This window comes from Wenzhouxiangella sp. 15190 (assembly GCF_003417465.1).
Lineage (GTDB): Bacteria > Pseudomonadota > Gammaproteobacteria > Xanthomonadales > Wenzhouxiangellaceae > Wenzhouxiangella.
Window position 1 is genome coordinate 1 of the sequence record NZ_QVMV01000023.1, and the last position, 17090, is coordinate 17090.

At 62.6% G+C, this 17090-nt stretch carries 18 protein-coding genes; 13 read left to right on the top strand and 5 right to left on the bottom strand.

All coding sequences use genetic code 11. From position 1 onward, the window contains the following. A partial coding sequence (locus tag DZK26_RS05585) for a proline--tRNA ligase (RefSeq protein ID WP_116897907.1) occupies positions 1 to 1191 on the bottom strand: 1191 nt, incomplete at its 3' end. A gap of 155 nt (positions 1192 to 1346) precedes the next feature. Between DZK26_RS05585 and pssA the strand changes: the two genes are divergently transcribed. From pssA to DZK26_RS05605, 4 genes are all read left to right on the top strand, one after another. Then, entirely contained in the window at positions 1347 to 2129 is a 783-nt protein-coding gene (gene pssA, locus DZK26_RS05590) for a CDP-diacylglycerol--serine O-phosphatidyltransferase (protein WP_116897908.1), read from the top strand. Beyond that, positions 2126 to 2602 carry a hypothetical protein gene (locus DZK26_RS05595; RefSeq protein WP_116897909.1) on the top strand — a complete coding sequence of 159 codons (477 nt, stop codon included), beginning with the start codon at positions 2126 to 2128 and terminating at the stop codon, positions 2600 to 2602. Before pssA ends, DZK26_RS05595 begins: the two co-directional genes overlap by 4 nt. Beyond that, a complete protein-coding gene (gene rimI / locus DZK26_RS05600) occupies positions 2602 to 3078 on the top strand; it encodes a ribosomal protein S18-alanine N-acetyltransferase (protein ID WP_116897910.1) in 477 nt (158 codons plus the stop codon). The genes DZK26_RS05595 and rimI overlap by 1 nt, the downstream gene beginning before the upstream one ends. A gap of 73 nt (positions 3079 to 3151) precedes the next feature. Next, complete coding sequence (locus tag DZK26_RS05605; protein ID WP_147306637.1) at positions 3152 to 3856, top strand: FxLYD domain-containing protein; 705 nt, start codon at positions 3152 to 3154, stop codon at positions 3854 to 3856. A gap of 49 nt (positions 3857 to 3905) precedes the next feature. Here the strand turns inward: DZK26_RS05605 and DZK26_RS05610 are convergent, their stop codons facing one another. The 3 genes from DZK26_RS05610 to DZK26_RS05620 all read right to left on the bottom strand — a co-directional run bounded on the left by DZK26_RS05610 (position 3906) and on the right by DZK26_RS05620 (position 8729). After that, positions 3906 to 6674 carry a valine--tRNA ligase gene (locus tag DZK26_RS05610; RefSeq protein ID WP_116897912.1) on the bottom strand — a complete coding sequence of 923 codons (2769 nt, stop codon included), beginning with the start codon at positions 6672 to 6674 and terminating at the stop codon, positions 3906 to 3908. Between the two features lie 129 nt (positions 6675 to 6803). After that, complete coding sequence (locus tag DZK26_RS05615) at positions 6804 to 7205, bottom strand: DNA polymerase III subunit chi (protein WP_116897913.1); 402 nt, start codon at positions 7203 to 7205, stop codon at positions 6804 to 6806. A gap of 33 nt (positions 7206 to 7238) precedes the next feature. Then, positions 7239 to 8729 carry a leucyl aminopeptidase gene (locus DZK26_RS05620; RefSeq protein ID WP_116897914.1) on the bottom strand — a complete coding sequence of 497 codons (1491 nt, stop codon included), beginning with the start codon at positions 8727 to 8729 and terminating at the stop codon, positions 7239 to 7241. A gap of 84 nt (positions 8730 to 8813) precedes the next feature. Here DZK26_RS05620 and lptF point away from each other — a divergent pair, with 84 nt between their 5' ends. Beyond that, the gene (lptF, locus tag DZK26_RS05625; RefSeq protein ID WP_116897915.1) at positions 8814 to 9881 is read left to right on the top strand and encodes an LPS export ABC transporter permease LptF; all 1068 of its coding nucleotides are present in this window, start codon (positions 8814 to 8816) and stop codon (positions 9879 to 9881) included. Continuing rightward, a complete protein-coding gene (lptG, locus tag DZK26_RS05630) occupies positions 9878 to 10954 on the top strand; it encodes an LPS export ABC transporter permease LptG (RefSeq protein WP_181918350.1) in 1077 nt (358 codons plus the stop codon). The genes lptF and lptG overlap by 4 nt, the downstream gene beginning before the upstream one ends. A gap of 183 nt (positions 10955 to 11137) precedes the next feature. Here the strand turns inward: lptG and DZK26_RS05635 are convergent, their stop codons facing one another. Then, positions 11138 to 11608, bottom strand: a complete 471-nt coding sequence (locus DZK26_RS05635) for an RDD family protein (protein WP_116897917.1) — start codon at positions 11606 to 11608, stop codon at positions 11138 to 11140. Between the two features lie 199 nt (positions 11609 to 11807). On the opposite strand from DZK26_RS05635, the gene DZK26_RS05640 reads away from it, so the two are divergent. From DZK26_RS05640 to DZK26_RS14285, 7 genes are all read left to right on the top strand, one after another. After that, a complete protein-coding gene (locus tag DZK26_RS05640) occupies positions 11808 to 12575 on the top strand; it encodes a DUF3450 domain-containing protein (RefSeq protein ID WP_116897918.1) in 768 nt (255 codons plus the stop codon). Beyond that, a complete protein-coding gene (locus tag DZK26_RS14530) occupies positions 12575 to 13930 on the top strand; it encodes a MotA/TolQ/ExbB proton channel family protein (protein WP_258870847.1) in 1356 nt (451 codons plus the stop codon). The genes DZK26_RS05640 and DZK26_RS14530 overlap by 1 nt, the downstream gene beginning before the upstream one ends. Further along, positions 13914 to 14438, top strand: a complete 525-nt coding sequence (locus DZK26_RS05650) for a MotA/TolQ/ExbB proton channel family protein (protein ID WP_116897920.1) — start codon at positions 13914 to 13916, stop codon at positions 14436 to 14438. Before DZK26_RS14530 ends, DZK26_RS05650 begins: the two co-directional genes overlap by 17 nt. Positions 14439 to 14481: 43 nt before the next feature. Further along, positions 14482 to 14889, top strand: coding sequence for a biopolymer transporter ExbD (locus tag DZK26_RS05655; protein ID WP_116897921.1), 408 nt, complete (start codon positions 14482 to 14484; stop codon positions 14887 to 14889). A 2-nt stretch (positions 14890 to 14891) separates the two neighbouring features. Continuing rightward, on the top strand, positions 14892 to 15527 hold the full coding sequence (locus tag DZK26_RS05660) for an energy transducer TonB (RefSeq protein ID WP_116897922.1): 636 nt from the start codon (positions 14892 to 14894) through the stop codon (positions 15525 to 15527). Next, on the top strand, positions 15524 to 16798 hold the full coding sequence (locus tag DZK26_RS05665; protein WP_116897923.1) for a tetratricopeptide repeat protein: 1275 nt from the start codon (positions 15524 to 15526) through the stop codon (positions 16796 to 16798). Before DZK26_RS05660 ends, DZK26_RS05665 begins: the two co-directional genes overlap by 4 nt. Positions 16799 to 16832: 34 nt before the next feature. Further along, a partial coding sequence (locus DZK26_RS14285) for a hypothetical protein (RefSeq protein ID WP_181918352.1) occupies positions 16833 to 17090 on the top strand: 258 nt, incomplete at its 3' end.

Sequence of the window (17090 nt, forward strand, 5' to 3'; positions counted from 1 at the left end):
TTCCGGGCTGGGGTCGCCGGCGAGGACGTTGCGCAGGTCGGCGACTTCTGGCAGGGCGACGTCACGCTCCCAGTTGATGCCGAAGTAGTGCTTGTCGTCGGTATTGGCACCGGCGCCGAAGTCGCTCATCACGGCAACCTGGCGGTCGATGATGCAGGGAATCGGCAGCTCGACCGGGCCGAGGCTGCCGGGCCCGGCACCGATGGCCGACCGGATTTCTTCCTCGGTGGCCATCCGCAGCGGTGCGGCCACCTGGGGCAGTTTCTCGGCCTTGACGGCATTGAGTTCGTGGTCGCCGCGCACCAGCAGGGCCACGAAATCGGACTCGCATTCGTCACTGGCTTCGACCACCAGGGTCTTGACTGTCTTCTCGATCGGTAGCTCGAACTGTTCGACCAGCGCGGCGATCGTCTTGGCATCGGGCGTATCGACCAGGCGCATTTCCTCTTTCGGCTCGGCGCGTTCACCGACGGCGACGGCCTCGGCCAGCTCGACGTTGGCGGCGTAGCGGCCGCCGGGCACATGGGCGATGGCGTCCTCGCCTGAGTCGGCCAGCACGTGGAATTCGTGGCTGACCGCGCCGCCGATGGCGCCGGAATCAGCCTTGACCGATTTGAACTCGAGTTTCAGGCGCTCGAAGACGCGCGAGTAGGCGTCGAACATGACCTGGTAGTACTCGGCCAGGCTTTCGTCGTCGAGGTGGAAGGAGTAGGCGTCCTTCATCAGGAACTCACGCGCCCGCATCACCCCGAAGCGGGGCCGGATCTCGTCGCGGAACTTCGACTGGATCTGGTAGAAGCAGATCGGCAACTGTTTGTAGGACCTGAGCTCGGCGCGGGCGAACTCGGTGATCACCTCTTCATGGGTCGGACCGAAGGCGAACTCGCGCCCGGCGCGGTCGGTGATCTTGAGCAGCAGCGGGCCGAAGTCTTCCCAGCGACCGGTCTCCTGCCACAGTTCGGCTGGCTGAATGGCCGGCATCAGCATTTCCAGTGCGCCGGCGGCGTCCATTTCCTCGCGCACCACCTGTTCGACCTTCCTGAGCACCTTCAGGCCAAGCGGCGTCCAGCTGTAGATGCCGGCGGTGAGCTTGCGGATCATGCCCGTGCGCAGCATCAGCTGGTGGCTGATGATCTCGGCGTCGGCGGGAACTTCGCGCAGGGTGGCGAGGTGAAAGCTGGATGTCTTCATCGAATCGGGCCCGTTCGGCGACTTCTGGCAAAGCAAGGAATTCTATCAGGCAGCCGGGCCTCGCGCGCGGTTCGGCTGCCGGGCGGCAAGCGAATCGAGGTGTCGGAATGCTATTCTTGGCACCCTGAATTCACGCTCTGAACGGCCGGAACACGATGGCTAAAGAAGAACAACCCGAGCAGGTGCCGGCGCGCGGCGCATTTCTGCTGCCCAACGCGTTGACCACCGGCGCGCTGATGGCGGGCTTTTTCGCCATCGTCTCGGCCATCGAGGGCGAGCCGGTTTCGGCCTGCATCGCCATCCTCATCGCCGGGCTCCTCGACGGCCTGGATGGCCGTGTAGCCCGGTTGACCGGCACGCAGTCGGAGTTCGGCGTGCAGTACGACTCGCTGTCGGACATGGTCTCTTTCGGTATTGCGCCGGCCGTGCTGGTATTCACCTGGACTCTCGACTCCTTCGGCCATGCCGGCACCGTGGCCGCCAAGGCCGGCTGGCTGGGCGCCTTTTTCTTTTCCGCCTGCGCGGCCCTGCGGCTGGCGCGATTCAATACCCAGGCGGGCGTGGCCGACAAGCGCTATTTCCAGGGGCTGGCCAGCCCGGCGGCCGCCGGCATGCTGGTCGCGATCGTCTGGTTTTCGGTTGACCGGCAGCTCAATCCGGAACTGATGTCCTGGCCGCTGCTGGTGGTGACCATCCTGCTGGGTACGCTGATGGTCTCGCGTGTTCGTTATTACAGCTTCAAGGCCGGCCCGCGTGGTGACCGCGTTCCGTTTGCCTGGATCTTCCTGTTGCTGGTGTTGCTGGTGCTGCTGGCCATCGATCTGCCGGCAGTGCTGTTGACGGTGGGCATTCTCTACGTGCTGTCGGGTCCGATCGTGACCGTTCGCGGCCGCAATCGCCAGCGTATCCGCCGCCGGCGGGATGGAGGCAAGCCATGATTCCGTCTGTTGCCTCGCGCCAGCGACTTGAAGCCCTGGGCATCGATGTCTGGGTGCGCAGGGATCGTCGCGCCGCGGCTTCGATCCCGACGCAGGCCGAACAGGTCGACGATGCGTCGCCCCGCTCGGGCCCGGCGATGCCGCGTGTGCGCATGGCCTCCGGTGACGGCGATTGGCTGCTGGTGCAGGATGCGCCCTGGGACGGTCGCCACGAAACCCTGCTCGGCGATATCCAGGCCGCCATCGGTTCGGCACGCTGCCGCTTCGGCCAATGGGCGCATTCCGATTCGGCCGGCGTGTCCGTTACCGAGTTGGACTCGCGCGGTATCCGGCACGTGCTGGTTTTCGGCCAGGCGCCCGAAGGGACAGGCGAAGTGGGTGTGGTACTGGCGCCCGACCTGCCGCAACTGGCGACCAGTGCCGATGCCCGGCGTCGCCTGTGGTGTGTGCTGGTCGCGGAGCTCGACGACTGATGGCCGCGGTCCTGTCACCGCGCGTGGCCATCCGCGCCATGGCGCGCGGGGACCTGGATACCGTTTTCGAGATCGAATCGGCCTCCTATCCCTATCCGTGGACGCGCGGCATCTTTCAGGACTGCCTGCGCGTGGGCTATCGCTGCCATGTACTTGACCTCGATGCCGGCGTGGCGGGCTACGGCATTGTCTCCCACTCGCTCGACGAGGCGCACCTGCTCAATCTCTGTATCCATCCCGACCAGCGTCGAAACGGATTGGCGAACCGGCTGCTCGAGCATGTGGTTCGTGAGGCACAGATTGCCGCTGCCGACCGCCTGTTCCTGGAAGTACGACCCAGCAACAAGGCGGCGGTCAAGCTTTACAAGCACAACGGTTTTCGCATCATCGGTCGTCGTCCGGGCTACTATCCGGCCCGGGGCGGGCGCGAAGACGCCCTGGTGATGGTGCTCCACCTGGACTGCGGGCGCGGATGATGGATTGCCCGTGCCATGCCAGGCGGTCCGGGCCGATTTGCCCGGGCGAATCGTTTTCCCTTCAGGAGAGACAATGACAATTTGGAAGAAGGTTGGGTTTACTGTCTTCGGCTTGATGATCGCGGCCATGCTTGGCGCCTGCTCAGGCGGTGGAGAGGGCTCGTCCACCGAAACCTCGCAGACCGGTCCGGAGGCGGCGCAATGGACGAACGTCTCTCACTTCAACACCTACACGGACGGGTACGGCTCGGTGATCGCGATCGCCGTGGTCGAGAACGTACTCGAGACACCACTCGAGCGCGTTGAGATCGCCATGATCCTGAGAGACTCGGACGGCGAGGAGCTCGACCGAACCGGTGGGCAGATTGCGCTCCTGCCGGCTGGAGCAGCCGTTCCGGTGAAGGTGATTTTCAATGATGGTGACGAGAGCGAGTGGGCCTCGGTCGACCCGCTGGTGTGGCGTGCCCGGCAGCCGGAGGAAACCGATGCCTATACCGAATTGGAACTGGATGACGTCAGCGAGGGCAGCGATCCGTCCTCATCCTATATTTACGAAGCCAGCGGCACGGTCCGGAACACGGGCGACGCCGCTGCGGGGTTCGTGATGATCCACGCCGCCTTTTTCAACGCGCAGGACGAACTGGTTGCCGTGGCGCACGGCGGTGCCGGTGGAGAACTGGCGCCGGGCGACGAGGCCGGGTTCTCGGTCGGAACCAACACCGCCGCGGGTGAAATCGCCCGCGTTGAATTGACCCCGCTGGCCAGAAGGATGGATTGACCGAGCGACGGTATTGTTTGCCCGGGCGCGTGCGGTGCCCGGGCTCTTCTTACTGCAGCTTGCCGAGCTTGTCGATCTGGTTCGACAGTTCGGTCACCCTGGCCCGGTGTTCTTCCAGGCGCTGACGCTCCTTGTCGACGACTTCGGCCGGCGCGTTGTCGACGAAGCGTTCATTGGCGAGTTTCTTTTCGGCCTGGGTCAGGCCCTTCTGCTCGCGTTCGAGCTGTTTGTTCAGGCGGGCCAGTTCCTCGGCGATGTCGACCAGACCGGCCAGCGGAATCAATAATCGCAGGTTGCCGGCCAGGGCGACCGCAGAGTCCGCGCTGTCGCGCTCGTCTCCGACGCGTTCGATCGATTCGATACGCGCCAGACGCTTGATCAGGGTGCCGAAGCGTTCCAGGCGTTCGTGGTCGCTTTCCTCGCCCAGCTGGACCATCAACGGCATCGGCTTGCCCGGTGCCAGGCCCAGCTCGGTGCGGGCCGACCGGATGGCCGAGATCACGGTCTTGAGCCACTCGGCGTCCGCTTCAGCGGCCTCGTCGATCACGCCGGCCTCGGGCCAGCGCGTGGCCATGATGGTGTCGGCTTCCACGCCGGCGGGCATGCGCACGCGCTGCCAGATTTCCTCGGTGATGAAGGGCACGAAGGGGTGCAACAGCTTGAGCGTGGCTTCCAGCACGGTGGCGAGGGTGTAGCGGGTGGCCCGGGCGGTCGCCTCGTCGGCATCCTCGGACAGGGCCGGCTTGGCCAGCTCGAGGTACCAGTCGCAGAGCTCGTGCCAGACGAATTCGTAAAGCGCTTTCGATGCCAGATCGAAGCGGTAGTCGGCCAGTGACTGGTCGACTTCACTGATCGTGCGGCTCAGGCGCGATCGAATCCAGCGCGAGAGCACGTCGTAGTCGCCCTCGGCCGGTACCGGCAGCTTTTCTTCGCCGGTGTTCATCAGCGTGAAGCGCGCGGCGTTCCAGAGCTTGTTGAGGAAGTTGCGGTAGCCCTCGCAACGGCCCAGGTCGAACTTGATGTCGCGGCCGTGGCCGGCCAGGGCGGCGAAGGTGAAGCGCAGGGCATCGGCGCCGAAGGCCGGGATGCCGTCGGGATACTCGTCGCGGGTGGCTTTCGCGACCGCCTTGGCTTTCTGCGGCTGCATCATCGAGGCGGTGCGCTTCTCGACCAGGGCCTCGAGCTCGATGCCGTCGATCAGGTCGATGGGGTCGAGCACGTTGCCCTTGGACTTCGACATCTTCTGCCCGTCGCGGTCGCGAATCAGGCCGGTGATGTAGACCTGCTCGAAGGGGACCCGGCCTGTGAAATGCTTCGTCATCATGATCATCCTCGCCACCCAGAAGAAGATGATGTCAAAGCCGGTGATCAGCACCGAAGTGGGCAGGTAGCGGTCGAAGCCTTCCGATTGCATGCGCTGCTCGTCGGGCCAACCCAGCGTGGAATGGGCCCAGAGCGCCGACGAGAACCAGGTTTCGAGTACGTCCTCGTCCTGGACCAGTTTCGCGTGGACGGGCAGGTCGCTGTTTGCGCGCGCCTCGTCCTCGGTGCGGCCCACGTAGGTGTTGCCGTCGGCGTCGTACCAGGCCGGAATGCGATGGCCCCACCAAAGCTGGCGCGAGATGCACCAGTCCTGCAGGTTTTCCATCCAGTGGCGATAAGTATTGATCCAGTTGCCGGGCACGAATTCGACATCGCCGGATTCGACCGCATCCAGTCCGATCTGGCCGAGCTCGTCCATCTTCACGAACCACTGGTCGGTCAGGAACGGTTCGATGATCTGGCCCGAACGGTCGCCGCGGGGCACCATCAGGGTGTGCGGCTTTTCCTCGACCAGCAGGTCCTGCGCCTTCAGGTCTTCGACGACGCGCGCCCTGGCCTCGAAGCGGTCCAGGCCGCGGTAGGCTTCGGGTGCGTTGTCGTTGATCCCGGCCGTCGGCGTGAGAATGTTGATCGGCTCGAAATCGTGTCGGGCGCCGACTTCCCAGTCGTTGAAGTCGTGCGCCGGGGTGATCTTGACGCAGCCGGTGCCGAATTCCATGTCGACGTATTCGTCGGCCACCACGGGAATCTCGCGCCCGGTCAGCGGCAGTTCGACGGTTTTGCCGACCAGGTCGCCGTAGCGTTCGTCGTCGGGATGCACGGCCACGCAGACGTCGCCCAGCATCGTCTCAGGACGCGTGGTGGCGACGATGACATCGCCCTTGCCGTCGGTTCTCGGATACCGGATGGACCAGAGCTTGCCCTGCTCCTCGCTGTTGACCACTTCCAGGTCGGAAATCGCCGTCTTGAGCACCGGGTCCCAGTTGACCAGGCGTGGACCGCGATAGATTTTTCCTTCCCGGTAGAGGCGAACGAAGGTCTCGTTGACCGCCTCGGAAAGATCCGGGTTCATGGTGAAACGCTCGCGCGACCAGTCGGCCGAAGCGCCCAGGCGGCGCATCTGCGAGGTAATGGTCGAGCCCGAGTGCTCCTTCCAGTCCCAGACCTTCTCGATGAATTCCTCGCGCGTGTAATCGTCGCGCTTGCCGCCCTCGGCCTCGATCTGGCGGGTGACCACCATTTCGGTGGCAATGCCGGCGTGGTCGACCCCGACCTGCCATAGCGTGTCCCGACCCTTCAACCGCTGGTAGCGGATCAGGGCATCCATCAGCGTGTGCTGGAAGGCGTGCCCCATGTGTAGCGTGCCGGTGACGTTCGGTGGCGGCAGCAGGATGGTGAACGGCTTGCCCTCGCCGGAGGGCTTGAAGCAGCCCTTGTCTTCCCAGTACGGGTACCAGCGCTGTTCGATTTGGTCGGGGTTGTAGGCTTTTTCCATTTCGCTCTGCTTTTTAGACTAGAAAGCTTCAGAAAATAGAAAATAGAAAAAAGTAAATAGAGAATAGTCGGAATGGCGAGGAGCCCGCCTCTATTTTCTATTTTCTATTTTCTATTCACTATTTTCTGATTATTTCAATACATGATGCTGCAATTCCGCCCCGCGCTTTTTCCAGGCCATCCAGCGTTCGCGCAGCTTCTGCTTGAGCGACTCGTCCGGTGGCACGATTTCGAGGATGCGCTGGAAGCGGCCGTCGGGCAGGGCAGAGGCCGGATCCAGGTTAATCAGGATGTCGGCCGCTTCCGGGGCCTGCTCCAACAGGCGGATCGGGGCTTTGGTTCCGCCGCGTTCGTGCGGCAGGAAGCGGCCCTCCGGCTGTGCCCACATTTGCTCATCGAGTTTTGCCAGATCGTCAGGGGCGCCGACAACGGCAATGTCCCGCGTCCCCGGCCAGGCCTTGGAGACCAGCACGCCGGCGACATACAGCGGGTCGGTAAACCGCCCGCCCATTTCGTAGAAGTCGACCCTCATTGCCAGAATGGTTTCACGCCCAGACGCAACCCGTCAGCCGAGGACGTCCCAGCCGCCGGCACGGTCCACCATCCAGTCGACCAGCATGCCCACCGGGCGGCCGGTGCCGGACTCGGGTTTGCCCCATTGCCAGGCCGCACCCGCGATGTCGATATGGGCCCAGCGCTGGCCTTCGGCGAAGCGCGACAGGAAGCAGCCGGCCGTAATCGAGCCGGCCGGCATGCCGCCGATATTCTTCATGTCGGCAAAGGGGCTGTCGATCTGTTCCTGGTAGTCGTCCCATAGCGGCAGGCGCCAGGTCCGGTCGGCCGAGCGCTGTCCCGCACTGAGTAGTTCCTCGGCCAGTTCGTCGTCCTGGGTCATGACGGCACTGGCGTGATGGCCGAGCGCGACGACGCAGGCGCCGGTCAGCGTGGCCAGATCGACGGTGGTGTCGGGGTTCAGGCGCTCGGTCCAGGTCAGGGCGTCGGCCAGGATCATTCGCCCTTCGGCGTCGGTGTTGTGCACCTCGATGGTCTTGCCGTTCATGGCGGTGATCACGTCACCCGGACGATAGGCCTTGCCGTCGGGCATGTTCTCGACCGCGGCAACCACACCTTCGATATTCATCGGCAGCTTCAGCCGGGCGACGGCTTCCATGGCGCCGATGGTGGCGGCCGCGCCGCCCATGTCGAACTTCATCTGTTCCATCAGGTCGCGCGGCTTGATCGAAATACCCCCGGTATCGAAGGTCACCCCTTTTCCGACCATTGCCAGCGGTGCGTCTGAGTCCTTGCCGCCCTTCCAGCTCAGGCGAATCAGGCGCGGACGGTTGGCGCTGCCGACGGCGACGGCCAGGAGGGCGTTCATTTCCAGCTTCTCCATCGCCTCTTGTTCGAGGATCTCGACCTCAAGTCCATCGTGCTCAGCGGCCATCTTCTCGGCGATCTCGGCCAGGTAGGCCGGCGTGCAGATATTGGGCGGCAGATCGGCCAGGTCGCGGGCGCGCTGCACACCGGCGGCGATTGCCTCGGCCAGGCCGAGTTGCTGCTCCACGCCTTCACCGGCCGGGAAGCTGACCGTGTCGGTCGCCGGCGGCGCATCGTCCTTGGGCTTCTTGGTGGCGCTGTAGACGTAGTCGGCATAGGCCAGGGCGATGCCGGCCTGGCGAACCTTCCAGTCGCTAGCTCGGTCGGTGACCTCGTGATCGGCTAGCAGGCAGTGGGCGCTGGTGGCGCGCGATTGCCTCAATGCCTTGCCGGCGGCCTTGACGGCCTTGTCGAAGGCCGCGCCGTCGAGCTTCTCGGCCTTGCCGAGGCCGACGACGAGCAGGCGGGCTGCCTTGATGCCGGGTACGGCGTGCAACAGCACGGTCTGGCTGGCCTTTTGCGGCAGGTCGCCGCTTTCATGCAAACGCGAGAGAAGGCCGTCACTGGCCTTGTCGATGTCGGAAAGCGGGCCGCTCAGTCCGGCTTCACCCAATCCGGCAACGAGGCAATCGGTCTCGATCGCCGTGGCGGTAGCGTCAGTGGTTGTAAACTGCATAGTGTCCAGTGTCCTGCTCGAAAGAGAATCTTAGTCAATCATAATGCCAATCCACCATTGTAACCGTCGACGCCAGCCGCCTGAATGCTGATTCTCCAGCGCTATATCCTGAGACAGGGCCTGCTGGCCAGCCTGCTGAGCCTGATCGTCTTTCTCGGCGTGGTCAGCGCGCTGTTCCTCGCCGAACTGCTGGGCGAGGCGGCCCAGGGCGAGCTGCCCGGCGGCAGCGTCCTGCTCATGCTCGCCCTCCGGCTGCCCGAGGCGATGATGCTGGTCGGGCCGCTGGCTCTGCTGACCGGTTTGCTGATGACGCTGGGCCGTCTGCAGGAAGAAAGCGAGCTGGTTGTCATGCGCAGTGGCGGACTCGCCTACCGCCGCCTGCTGCGTCCGATCATCGCCGTGGCCGCACTCTGGGCCGGCGGACTTTTGATCGTCTCCGGCTGGCTCTCGCCCATGGCGGTCGAGCGCTCCGCCACCCTGCTGACCGATGCGGCCCGCAACGCCATGGTGGCGGGCTTGAGGCCCGGCCAGTTCGATCGACTCAACCACGGGCGAACCACGGTCTATGTGGGCAGCATCGACCGCAGAACGGATGAACTCAGCGATATCTTCATCCAGCACGTGGAAGACGGGAGTACACAGCTGCTGACCGCCCAGCGGGGTCGATTGTGGCTGCCGGGCGAGGATGAAGGCCGATATCTTCTGTTGCGTGACGGTTACCAGGTACAGCATGCTGCCGACCCGCTCGAAAGCGGGATTCGGGAAATGCGATTTGCGCGCAACGAACTCAGGCTTCCGACACCCGAAGACACGTCGACCGACAGTGAGTCGCAATACCGCCTGCCACAGCTCTGGCCGGCCGAGTCTCCGAGTGAGCGGCGCGAGTGGCACTGGCGCCTGGCCGCCCCCATGGCCGGGCTGCTGCTGGGGCTGCTCGCGCTGCCGCTGTCGAGCCGCAAGCCGCGGAAGGGGCGCCATGCCAGCGTGGTGGCGGCACTGGTGCTGTATCTCGTCTACAGCAATGCCGTGCACGGTGGACTGATTCTCATGGAGCAGCACGATGCCATGCGCGGGCCCGGGCTGTGGCCGGTTCACGGTGCGCTCGCGCTATTGGTGCTCGTGCTTTTCTGGCGGCACTGGAGGTCGTGGTGATTGCCGGTATCTTCGGCCGCTATATCAGTCGCACCGTGCTGGTGTGGGTGCTGATCGTCGCGGTTTTGCTGGCCGGCCTGTACACCCTGATCGAACTCGTGCGCGAGGCGCAGGATCTGATTCGCGACTACGGTCCGCTGCAGATGTTGTCGTATCTGGCCCAGACCACGCCCAGCCGGGTCTACGACATCTTTCCGTTCGCCGCCTTGATCGGCACGATGCTTGGGCTGGGTGGGCTGGCCGGAACCAACGAGCTGGTGGCGATGCGCGCAGCGGGTTATGACCGGGGACGGATTCTGGGCAGCGTAATGCTGGCCGTCGGCGGCTGTTTGATCATCCTTTTCTTGTTGGCCGAATTCGTGATTCCCGGCCTGGAGACGCGTGCCAACGCCCAGCGCGATCAGTTGCGCAGTGGTCAGGTGCATCTGGGACGCTTCGGGGCGTTGTGGCTGCGCGACGGCAGCATGATGGTGCGTATCGGTTATTCAGCCTGGTCGGACGAGAACCGGCCGGAGTTCGGGGATGTGCTGATCTACCGCCTGAACGAAGCCGGCATGCAGCCCGAGCTCGTGATGCATGCTGAGCACGCGACGCATACCGGCCGGGAATGGGAGTTGCGCGGCGTGTCCGAACGCGGCGTTTTCGAAAGCGCCGGCTCCCGGCGCGAGCAATCGGTGAGGCGTGAATCCACGCTCAGCTACGATCTGTTCTCCTCGGCGGTTAGCAAACCGCGCATGCTGGCCATCGCCGACCTGATGGGCATGATCTCGCTGCTCGACGCCAACAACCTCGATACCGGTCAGTATCGACAGGCTTTATGGAGCCGTCTGTTCTTCCCGCTCAATGTGCTGGCCATGATCCTGGTCAGCCTGCCGTTCACGTTTCGCGGGGCAAGGCAGGGGGGGCGTGGGCTGAGCATCTTCGTGGGGTTGTCTCTGGGGTTGATGTTCTTCGTCATCAGCCGGCTTATCCGCGGTACGGCCATGCTCTGGCCCGGCCCGTTGTGGCTGTTGATGATCCTGCCGGCGCTGTTCTTCGGAGTGATTGGGTTGTTGTTGCTCAGGAAACTGTAGCGGCCACACCCCAAAGGCGACGTGAATCATCTGCCTTGAGTCGATGGTCGGGATTCCAAATTCCAAATTCCAAGCACCAGGTACCAAACAAACTCGAATGACCGAAATCCGAATGACCTAAACGGGTGAGGTGCTGCGAGCCGGTTAATTGAGGAGGGTTATGGCGCCTGCGGCTCGGAGTTTCTATTTCTCCTCCTTGGGTATGACGATCAGCCGGGTCGCCGTGGCCAGGTCGTGCCAGGCCCGGCGCTGGGGATCGAACAGGCTCCAGAGGAAGCCCAGTCCGGCAGCGGCTGCCGAAACGCCCGCGACCAGGAATCGCAAGGCGGAGTTGGCCCAGCCGATGCGTTCGCCTCCTTCCGTGACGAGTTGCACGCGCCAGGCGCGCATTCCCACCGTCTGTCCACCCATACGCCAGCAAACTGCAAAGTAAGCCCACCACACGACCAGCAGATAGGTCTGAAACCACAGTGTGCCTGCCTCGATGCCGGAGCCGGTCGGCACGACCACGATGGCAGCGGCAACCATCAGCAAGGCAATCACCAGCAAGGCGTCGTAAATCATTGATGCCAAACGGCGAAGTAGGCGGCACGGGGGTGGATCGGCGGCTTGGGCTGCTCGGGCGGCTACACGGGATGAAACTTCTTCGCTCATGGAGTTTGACGTCAGGCCTTGATATGGGTAGGTTCCGCATTCCGGCAATTCGGTGCGGGTCCGGGCTTACCTTTCATTTTTCATTTCGGCGGTATTCCATTTCGGTTGCCGGTTCGGCGGTATTCTATTTCGGTTGCCGGTCTAGGCAAACGACAAGACATTTGCAAAGCCCCGAATTCAAGCTAAAGCGGATACGACAATGTCACTACTTTCAACCCCTTGTTCACGCCTGCTGGTGCTGGGTTCCGGGCTGATGCTCGGTACCTTCGTCGTACACGCCCAGGTGCTTGACCGCAGTATCGAAACCGAGAACCGGATCACGCGCCAGGCGGCCCAGGCTCAGGAACAGATCAACCAGGTCGATGAAGAGACCCAGCAGTTGGTCAACGAGTACCGCCAGGTTCTCGCCGAAACCGAGAGCCTGCGCCGTTACAACGAGCAAATGCAGGCGGTCGTCGACAATCAGGAAGAAGAGATTGTTTCGATCAATGATCAGCTCGAAGGCCTGGAGCAGACCAACCGCGACGTCGTCCCGCTGATGATCGAGATGGCCGAGACGCTGGAGCAACTGGTCCGGGCCGACGTCCCTTTTCGCCTCAGGGAACGCCTCGACCGTGCCGACAGCATCGTCGACAACCTGGATCGCTCCGATATTACCAACTCGGAGAAATTCCGCCTGATCGTCGAGTCCTACCAGGCCGAACTGGAGTACGGGCGCACGATGGAGGCTTATCGCGGTGCCCTGCCCGACGGCCAGCAGGTGGAATTCCTGCGTGTCGGTCGCACGCTGTTGTTCTGGCAGTCGCTGGACGGCGAAACCACCGGCTGGTGGAACCGGAACAGCCGCCAGTTCGAGCAGCTTGACAGTCGCTACCAGCGGCCCGTCAGTGACGGCTTGGCCATCGCCCGAAACCAGGTCGCGCCCGACCTGATTCCGCTGCCCGTGCCCGCTCCAGAGAGTGAATGATGACCAAGAATAGAATTCTTATCGCATTGCTGGCGCTGGCCATGCCCTTCACGGCCAGCGCGCAGGACAGTCTCGACGAGCTGCTGCAGCAGGTCCAGGAAGCCGCTCAGGAAGAGCAGCGCATCGACCAGCAGCGTCTGCAGCGCTTCATCAACGAGCGCAACAACCAGCGCCAGTTGCTTGAAGAGGCTCGCGCCGAACTGCGCGCCGAAGAGCAACGTTCCGATCGTCTTCAAAACGAGTTCGATGAGAACGAACTCGAGCTGGTGGAACTCGAAACGACGCTGGATGAGCGCATGGGTAATCTGGGTGAGCTGTTCGGCGTGGTTCGCCAGGCTGCCGGCGACATGCGCGGCAACTTGCAGGAGTCGATGGTCAGTGCGCAGATTCCCGGTCGTTCGGAATTCTTCGCGAATCTGGCCGAGGCACGTGAACTGCCGACCGTCAGCGAACTGCGCCAGATGTGGTACGAGATGGTTCGTGAGATTACCGAATCCGGTAAGGTCGTCGAGTTCAATTCCGACATGATCAATGCCGACGGCGATCTGGTAGAGGATCGCGAAGTGGTTCGCGTGGGTGTGTTCAACGTCGTCTCCGACGGCAAGTTTCTGCAGTGGGACGGCGACCAGGGCCTGCTCATTCAACTGCCGCGCCAGCCGGCCGGACGTTACCAGAACATGGCCGCTAACCTGCAGGAGGCTAGCGGTGACGAAGTGGTCGACATGGCCATTGACGGCACAAGCGGTGCGATCCTGTCCCAAGTCGTTCGTTCGCCCACGCTCGGTGAGCGCATCCGTCAGGGTGCCGAAGTCGGTTACGTGATCATTGCCCTGGGTATCTTCGGCGTGTTGTTCGCGCTGTGGCGCGGCATCGTGCTGACGATCAAGGGCAATGCCATCAAGCGTCAGCTCAAGCGTGACGAGGCCGACGAGGGCAACGCCCTGGGCCGCGTGATCAAGGTCTACCAGGACAATCCGGATCAGGATGTCGACACGCTCGAGCTCAAGCTCGACGAGGCCATCCTGCGCGAAACCGCGCCACTGGAGTCGGGCCTGCCCCTGATCAAGGTCATGTACGTGGTTGCACCGCTGATCGGCCTGCTCGGTACGGTTGTCGGCATGATCGTGACCTTCCAGCAGATCACGCTGTTTGGTACCGGCGATCCGCGCATGATGGCCAGCGGTATTTCGATGGCGCTGATCACCACCGTGCTGGGTCTGACGGTCGCCATTCCGCTGACGATTCTTCACAGTCTGTTGCAGAGCCGCAGCCATTCGCTGATCCAGATCCTGGAAGAGCAGTCGGCCGGCATCATTGCAAGACTTGCAGAGCGTCGCCATGGTAGCGCTAGCTAATTTTTTCGACTCGATCCGCGGGTTCATCGAGCTCGGCGGGGACGTCCTCTGGGCGATCCTCGTCGTGCTCCTGATGATGTGGACCCTGATCCTCGAGCGCTACTGGTACTACTTCCGTGTTCTGCCCACGCGTCGCAGGGAAATCCTCGACCAGTGGAAGGAGCGGACCGATCGCCAGTCCTGGCATGCCGGCCGAATCCGTGAAGAATTGATCAACCGGCTGTCCCAGGAAATGCAGCGCAATATTCGAACCATCCAGACGCTGATTGCCGTATGCCCGCTGCTCGGGCTTTTGGGAACGGTGACCGGCATGGTGGCGGTCTTCGACGTCATGGCCTTCTTCGGAACGGGCAACGCCCGCGCCATGGCTGCCGGCGTATCGCAGGCTACGATTCCCACCATGGCGGGCATGGTGGCGGCGCTGTCGGGCCTCTACTTCGGTTCCTTTCTCGAGCGCAAGTCGGAAGTCGAGGCCGAGCGTCTCGAGGACTTGCTGCGGTTCGACTGACGATTTGACCGACAATCAGCGTCGCAAACCGGTTTACTAGAACATGGCACGCAGACACGCAACCAGGGATGAACCGGAAATCAACATCACGCCGATGTTGGATATCGTGTTCATCATGCTGATTTTCTTCATCGTCACCACGTCGTTCATTCGTGAAACCGGGGTCGAGGTCAACAAACCCACGGCCATGACTGCGGAACCTAGACCGCAGGGCAATGTTCTCATTGCCATACGGGATAACGATGACATCTGGATGAATAAGCAGCAGATCGAACTTCACGAAGTGCGCACCGAAGTCGAGCGGGCGAAGGCCGAAAACCCTGAATCAGCGGTCGTGCTGATCGCCGATCGGGGTGCGCGTACCGGCATGCTCGTCGAGGTCATGGACCAGGTCCAGGCTGCCGGGATCAATCGCATTTCCGTTTCGGCCGAGCCGGAAGACGGGAGGTAACCATGAATCCCGCAATTCGATATGCCGTAGCCGTTGTTCTGGCCATCATCGTCACGCTGGTGACGTTTTACGTGATGCATCTGCTCATCTCCGGCAATCCGGGAGATCGCGAGGACAGGCAGCCGCCGCCAGGTATCCGCTTCGGCCCGGTGGAGATCGACGAGACCGTCGAGACGCGCGACCGTCGTCGGCCGCCGCCCCCGCCACCACCGAAAGAGCCCCCGCCGCCACCGGACATGGAAATCGCGGAAATGGAACAGCAGGTCCAGGAAATGCCCGATATGGACATGCCGGATCTGGATCTCTCGATGAGTGGATCGGGCCCGTTCCTGGGCAATATGAGTCAGGGCGATCGCACCGCCGAAGGCGACGCCGTGCCGCTGGTGCGTATTCAGCCTCAGTACCCGCGCGATGCCGTCGTGGCGCAGATCGAGGGTTACGTGACCGTCCGGTTCACTATCGACAAGACCGGTTCGGTGCGCAATCCACGGGTGATCGATTCGGACCCGCCGCGCGTATTCGATCGTGAAGCGATTCGCGCCATCTTGCGCTGGAAGTTCAAGCCGCGCGTCGTCGACGGCCAGGCGGTGGAACGTGAGGCGACCCAGACGATCGACTTCACTCTGGATCAGTCATGAACAAGATGGCCAATACGGTTGTGCTGTCGACGCTGTTCCTGCTTTCGGACCAGTCGCTGGCCCAGGAAACGGTTGCCGGGTATGAGTGCGGCGTCGAGCGAGATGTTTCCGCCGGCGGTTTGACCGAGCGGACCTACAACCGGCTCAGCGACGTCTACGAGCAGATCGGCGAGGAGCAGTACGAAGAAGCCTTTCCGGCGCTTGAGAGCCTGCTCGAGCGTAACGAGCGCGACGACTATGCCAGCGCCACGATCGTGCAGGCCATGGCCTTCGTTCGTGCACAGCAAGAGCGCTATCAGGAAGCGATCGATCTCTTCCAGCGTGCGATCGATCTCAACCGCTTGCCGAACAACCAGCATTACGAAATGATTCTGCAGGTGGCGCAGCTGCACTACACCCTCGAGCGCCACCAGGATGCCCTCGACCAGCTCGATATCTGGTTCTGCGTAACACCCGATGACCAGCAGAACAAGGTCACCGTGTGGGTCATGAAGGCCAGCATCCACGCCCAGATCGAGGAGTTTCGCAACGCCATCGAGGCGATCGATCGTGCCATCGCCCTTTCGGATGAGCCGAAGGAAAACTGGTATCAGCTCAAGCTCGGCATGCACTTTGAGCTTGAAAAGTTCAACGAAGCCACGGAAGTTCTGAAGATCCTGCTCCGCATGAGCCCGGACAAGAAGGACTACTGGGTGCAACTGGCTTCCGTGTACGCCCAGCTCGACCGCAATCGCGATTCCATGGCCGTGCTCTCCCTGGCCCATCGCAAGGGTCTTCTCGAGCGTGAGACCGAATACCTTCAACTTGCCAGTCTGCAACAGGAGTTCGATTTTCCGCGCAAGGCTGCGGAAGTTCTGCAGGAAGGGCTGGAGCAGGGCATCATCGAGAATACTGGCCAGAATTGGGAAATGGCCGGCGGCGCCTGGTACGAAGCCAGGGAACTCGAAAAGGCACTCGAAGCCTACGAGGAGGCGGGTGCCCAATCCGACGACGGCGAAATCGATCTTCAGCGCGCCTTTATCCTCAGCGACCAGGAACGTTGGGAAGAAGCCGAAGAAGCGCTCAGTCGTGCAGTGGATCTAGGCGGTCTTTCGGACAACCAGACCGGCAACGCCTGGCTGTTGTTAGGCACTGCCCGTTATAATCTGGGAAACATCGACGGCGCGATGGACGCCTTTAACGAAGCGACGGATTATGGCAAAGTAGAAACTGCTGCGAGGGAGTGGATGAATCATATCCGCACTGAAGACTCTCGCCGGGCGAGTAGTTAGATAATTCTGATCACGACCCAGGGAGGTCAGCATCATGCAAATTAACGAAGAAACCCAGCTGGAACAACAGGTGCCTGACCAGGGGACCGCGACAGCTTCGACTCCGACTTCGACTCCGGCATCGCCTGGTGCCCCCGCGCCGGCTGCCAAGAAGACCGCGAAGAAAAAGGCCGCCAAGAAGAAGGTGGCGAAAAAGGTAGCCAAGAAGAAGGCCTCCAAGAAGAAGGCTTCCAAGAAGAAGGCTTCCAAGAAGAAGGCCTCCAAGAAGAAGGCCTCCAAGAAGAAGGCCTCC